Origin of the sequence: Evansella vedderi, from assembly GCF_030813435.1 — a bacterium.
Classification (GTDB): Bacteria; Bacillota; Bacilli; order Bacillales; family Salisediminibacteriaceae; genus Evansella; species Evansella vedderi.
The window spans coordinates 1-5,540 of the sequence record NZ_JAUSUG010000050.1 but is presented as its reverse complement, the minus strand read 5'-3'; the positions used below and the strand labels follow the sequence as shown (position 1 = coordinate 5,540).

At 33.5% G+C, this 5,540-nt stretch carries 6 protein-coding genes and 1 pseudogene; 1 reads left to right on the top strand and 6 read right to left on the bottom strand.

Annotated elements, in window-relative coordinates; genetic code table 11:
- Positions 1 to 105: 105 nt before the first annotated feature.
- The 3 genes from J2S74_RS27165 to J2S74_RS27155 form a co-directional block, all read right to left on the bottom strand.
- Complete coding sequence (locus J2S74_RS27165; protein ID WP_307332867.1) at positions 106 to 444, bottom strand: hypothetical protein; 339 nt, start codon at positions 442 to 444, stop codon at positions 106 to 108.
- 321 nt (positions 445 to 765) lie between these two features.
- Positions 766 to 1,170, bottom strand: coding sequence for a retropepsin-like aspartic protease (locus tag J2S74_RS27160; protein ID WP_307332864.1), 405 nt, complete (start codon positions 1,168 to 1,170; stop codon positions 766 to 768).
- Complete coding sequence (locus J2S74_RS27155; protein ID WP_307332861.1) at positions 1,170 to 1,427, bottom strand: hypothetical protein; 258 nt, start codon at positions 1,425 to 1,427, stop codon at positions 1,170 to 1,172. Before J2S74_RS27155 ends, J2S74_RS27160 begins: the two co-directional genes overlap by 1 nt.
- A 645-nt stretch (positions 1,428 to 2,072) precedes the next feature.
- Between J2S74_RS27155 and J2S74_RS27150 the strand changes: the two are divergent.
- A pseudogene (locus J2S74_RS27150) lies at positions 2,073 to 3,193 on the top strand (transposase).
- Positions 3,194 to 3,598: 405 nt separating this feature from the next.
- On the opposite strand, the gene fabI reads toward J2S74_RS27150, so the two are convergent.
- From fabI to J2S74_RS27135, 3 genes are all read right to left on the bottom strand, one after another.
- Positions 3,599 to 4,378 carry an enoyl-ACP reductase FabI gene (gene fabI, locus J2S74_RS27145; RefSeq protein WP_307332859.1) on the bottom strand — a complete coding sequence of 260 codons (780 nt, stop codon included), beginning with the start codon at positions 4,376 to 4,378 and terminating at the stop codon, positions 3,599 to 3,601.
- 436 nt (positions 4,379 to 4,814) lie between these two features.
- Complete coding sequence (locus tag J2S74_RS27140) at positions 4,815 to 5,099, bottom strand: helix-turn-helix domain-containing protein (protein ID WP_307332856.1); 285 nt, start codon at positions 5,097 to 5,099, stop codon at positions 4,815 to 4,817.
- A 113-nt stretch (positions 5,100 to 5,212) separates the two neighbouring features.
- Complete coding sequence (locus J2S74_RS27135; RefSeq protein WP_307332853.1) at positions 5,213 to 5,371, bottom strand: hypothetical protein; 159 nt, start codon at positions 5,369 to 5,371, stop codon at positions 5,213 to 5,215.
- Positions 5,372 to 5,540 lie beyond the last annotated feature (169 nt).

Sequence of the window (5,540 nt, the reverse complement as noted above, 5' to 3'; positions counted from 1 at the left end):
CCAATCCTCCGTTGTAAAGTTGAAGTTTTGTCTTAAACTTCCTGCTTTTCACGCTGAATGCGCTTATAGCAGCACTTGTCGCGCGCTTCCGTTAGCACAATAAGGTTAAATACTAGTGTTAAGTTTTTTTCGATTACTAAGGTATGTATTTATACTAATAATCCACCAAACTACAATATAAAGTTTCGCTAATAATACAATTAATGCCCACGGTTGCAATTGTATCAATTGAAAGTACCAGTGTTCCATTTCCGTTCTATTGCCTCTTCCAATAGATGATACTATTGCTAAAATGTGATGTGTTGGAATGACCACTATCATCAATATAGATAGAAAAATTCTCTTTTGATAAAAAAGACTAATTATAGCACTTATAAAGGTGAGTCCAAGAATTGCATAAAATATAACAAAAAACCAAACTGGGTCATTTGCCGTTGCTGCCATCACATCATCTCCCCATTTTAAATCTAAGGTCTTGTTGTAGAAAACTCCTTAATATTTTGATAGCTTTTATACTCTATTTTAATGTTAACAGTTCACCTCTTTTATTGGGATAAAAATGTAATAAGTACCTCCGTTTAATTATAATAATAATTTCCTTTTTAATGGACAAAAAAAGAGCGTTCCTTTTTTTGAAACGCACTCAATACACTAAGTGTATTTGTTCACAATCTTTGGAAATGTACTTAATACTACAAAAAACCAACATAGCCATTAGGTGTGATGGTTTTTTAATCAAATCTATTCAACGCTCTTTTATAATGACTAATTTGTCGCACCCTCCATTAAATCAAAATCCAATGTTAGTTTGTTTAAGTTAATTATTACCTGCATACACTGTAATAAATCCAATCCAATAATACCATCTAATTCAAAGCCATAATACATTGCACCAATTTCTAATTGAAAAATTTCTACTTTTCTTTTTCCAAGTTTTATATAATCAACAATTTTTGAGTATACAAACTCTGAACCGCCAACACCACTTATACGATAAATCATGTCATTTTTTTCAGCAACAATGTCAATCGTTTCTGCTAAATCTGATGAAACAATAGTACTCGCTGAACCTGTATCAACTAGAACTCGGTTTAAGACTAATAACTTTCCCTTGAAAGTTATTTCTATATCGGTAAGTAACAGTCCACCTTCAATTATTAACTTTTTCACTATCGCCTCACACCTACCCATTTTCTCTCAATAATATTAGGGTTCCTACGACCTGTATGAAGTACATATAATTCACGAGTAGGATTTTCACGATGAAGTTCTTGATAAACTCTCATTGCTTCTGGAGAATTGTGAAATTTCTTCAACGGTGTGACTTCTTCTAATATACGTTCATTCTCTTCATTTGTATATGCTTGTACAGCCTCAATTAACACCCATTGTTCAGGAAATGCTTGGCATACATCCTTCCATTTCATTTGAGTCACCTCCGAACGATATTATTTACTATTTTATCATGCAACCATCAATTAATTCACATAGATAATTTAATTTATAACCGTGGTAAATGTAATTAAGAAAAACGTCCCCCCTATTACTATGGCAACACCTATACGAGTTATTTTCTTTTGGTTGGATAAGGCTGTGTCAACTATAAAGAAAGCCAAGTTTTAAATTTTTTGATATGAAAATCTTCAAAATCACTCCTCTGTTTCAAATAGATTATTTATGGTTCTTATTAAAAAATTATTATTCTATTACTTTAATGATTCTACACTTTAGTTTAACATCATTTTCCAATCCGTGTAGAACAAAATCGAGCTACCTCAAGTACAGCTCGTGATTTTACTAACGACACCCATTATTTGAAGAAGAAAAACATACTAACATTAGTAGTACAGAGCAAGGCCATGGTTTGTGCTACTATTTTTTTATAGTAGAAGTGAAGGAAGGTCGACCAGCCTCTGGGACCATTTTAGAGTCCGTATCAAAAACAGACCGACTTCACACCCTTATTTGAATCAGTTTAGTATGTTGGGTCCTTAAGAGATCGAGTAAAAGAAAGTTGAATCGATAAGGCAATGTGAAGGCTTCTATGATTGGCAAGAGAAGGAGAAATGAACATGAAACATGTAAAGGCATTTGATGTTAGTATGGGGAAAAGTACAATGGTTATCTATAACCACTATAAGAAATGTGAATATGAAGGCGAAATTTAAGATAATAAATCGTCGTTTAAAGCCTTGAATGAAAAGATTTGCGAAATCACTAAACTGGATGGTCAAGCACCTGAAATTGTATTCGAAGCATCAGAAATTTATTCAAAACCATTAGAATACTTCTTTCAAACAGAAGGCTACACTTATCATAGAGTTAGCCCGTTAGAAGCGAATCTACAAACGTCTTCGATGTGCCGTCATAAGACCGATAAAAGCGAAGCTCATGAGCTCGCTAAATCCCATTTTCGAACAGAACGTTCAACGACTTACCAGGAAGACAACTATTATAAACAAATGCGTGCACTAACACGTTATTATGATGAATTAGATAGTAAAACCACCAATCTATTTAGCGGTATGCATGCCATTTTACAAATTAGTTTCCCTGCGCTTGAGCGTCTTTTTTCCAAACGTTCTGCACTCTTTTTAAATATCGTTCAGCTTTATCCACACCCAGATGAAGTATTGGACTGTTCTAAAACTGTGATACGAAACCGTATAAAAGCAAATACAAACAAGAATATATCCCTTACACGGACTGAAGAGAAAGGATTAGAACTGCTCCACGCAGCAAAGAAGATGTTAGATGTGAACAAGTACGTGATTATGCCAAACGTATTTCAGATTTAAAAGAGAAAAAAGAACAGATTATAAAACAAATGGTTGAACTTTCAAAAGAACGTATCGAATATCAGGTGTTAATTTCTTTTCCAGGGATTGGTGAAGCAACAGCTGTAAGATTAATTGGAGAAATTGGTGATCTACGACGCTTTCAAAGCCATAAACAATTGAATGCATATGTTGGGATTGATATCATGCATTATCAATCTGGTAATACATTTTATAAAGATAAAATTAATAAACGAGGAAAAAAAAGCTACGACAAATTAAAAACGCAACCTCAAGGAAAACCCCATAAAGTTGCGTCCATTGCGTGTGTGAATAAGTTTTTGAAAGTGGCGTTTCATCTAATCACACACAACATTACCTATGATTACGAAGCAGATAAAACTGTTCGTAAATAGTTATTTATACTATACCATACATGACCTTTCGAAAAAAACTTAATTCGTCAGGTCTTTTTGCTTGCACAAATTAATTTTGAGTGGGAGGGGTACCCCTCCCACTCAAAATTAATTCATCTAACATAAATAAAAAAGATAAAAAGCACTTGACTGTAGGTAAGAAAGAGGCTGGGACATAACTAAAATGTTTAATCGGAAATACGAACAATACACTACCTTAGCGGTGGAAATATACGTTGACTCCTCGAAAATGTTAGCACGATGAGGCTCACCAGCCGCCAGCGGAAAGCGAAGTATATTTCCGAAGCGGGTAGATTGCACCTACATCTAGATTGTTCGGATTTCTTATTAGTAAAAATACTTTTGTCCCAGCCTCAACCTTATCAAACTTTTTATTAAAGAAGTCTAGCCAATTATATTATAACCTGAATCTACATAAATAATTTCACCTGTAACTCCCCTAGATAGATTACTAAGCATTGCGATAGTCATATCGCCCACCTCTTCTTGTGTTACATTTCTTTTTAAAGGGGCAGATTCTTCAATTTTATGAAGTATCTTGTTAAAAGAACCAACACCTTTAGCTGCAAGCGTGCGTATTGCTCCAGCAGAAATAGCGTTAACACGAATATTCTCTTTTCCTAAGTCTAATGCAAGATATTTTACAGATGATTCAAGGGCTGCTTTTGCTACTCCCATAACATTATAGCCAGGAACAGCCCTTTCAGCTCCAAGATAACTCATTGTCACGATGGAGCCACCTTCAGCCATAAAAGGTTTAGCTTCTCTCGCAACAGCTATTAGTGAATAAGAACTAGTATCTTGAGCAAAAGCATATCCAGACCTTGAGGTATTGATAAAATCCCCTTTTAAATCTTCAGAATGTGCAAATGCAACGGAGTGTACAATTCCGTGGATAGTTCCTACCTTCTCACCAATTTCTTGAAATGCATCTTTAATACTTTCATCACTATTTACATCGCATTGCACGATTATTTCAGCTGAATAGTTATTATCATTTAAAAGCTTATTTAATTTTCCCAGTGAACGTTCTAAACGGTACGTGAAAATAAGATTAGCACCGGCTTTATAAAGTGACCTAGCCACTCCCCAAGCCAGGCTCCGCTCATTAGCAACCCCCATTATCACAATATTTTTTCCCTTTAATTTAAGTAAATCCTCCATTTTGTCCTCCTAAATTCACTAAGTTTCCATAAAATTTATACCTACACTTAATACCAGGTACTAATTATATTATATCATACTTGCTTATGAATTTAACCTCCCCTTTTCTTGAACAAGAGACGCGATAACTTATATAACTATCCCTCACAATCGTGAAATAAAACACGATACTCAAATTCGGAGCTAACGTTTGGCTTTTTTACAGGTTTCATCGCAATAACATTATGTACTAGACTATCCCCTTATAGGTCTGCACTAATAATAGTTATTTTAATCTTAATACTATTTCTGTTTCCGCTAGAAAAGCTGTTCTTATAACATATTCTTCTCCATTTCTCACAGTAAACCCATAAAAAAAGAGCTGCATAAATTACAGCCCGTAATTTCATTAACGCACCCGTTCGGGGATAAACTACTAACTTCAATGAGAAAAGATTCAACTTCCTATTTTCATTAACCATTCACGTAATTTTACTTTTGGATAATATACCTTATTGTTTATTATAATGTGTGGAATGTTTGGGTGTTCACTAATCAAACTTTTTGTATCTTCCTTAGAAATACCTAGAAAATGATGAACTTCATTTTCGTTAATTAATTCGTGGTCATAATCTAATGTATCTAAGATATTCTTTGAATTTGGGTTTTTAAAATTTTTTAACCCATCTCCAATTAAATATGCTGCTACGACAATCGCCATTGCTAACCATATATTATCCATCCGAATTCCCCCAATCCTTAATTACCTTGCCTCTTTATTTCAATATGACATTTTGCTTTTATTCAACAATCGATAGACCCGTTAGATTAATAAGAACTTTCTTCTGAATAAAATTATTCTCCGTTATTACTGCTTCCTGACCTTCCACCAGTAGCTCCAATTATACCATCTGTTTTTTTATTTTTATTCCTCACTCTCTTTCTTTTTCTATTTTTTTCATAAATAATAATGGATGCAATTAAAATTAAAAGACCAAGAATACCGTAAATCATAGTACTCCTCCTAATCTCCATTTATAGTAATCTATAAATACTATACAAAATTTTCTTCTTAAAGTTTAATAAGATGAATGAATTTCACAATTCACTTTTTAAAAAAGCAAACACTCTCAGAATAATAGTTATACCGTTAAAAAATTTGATTTATTAACTTTGATGTTGA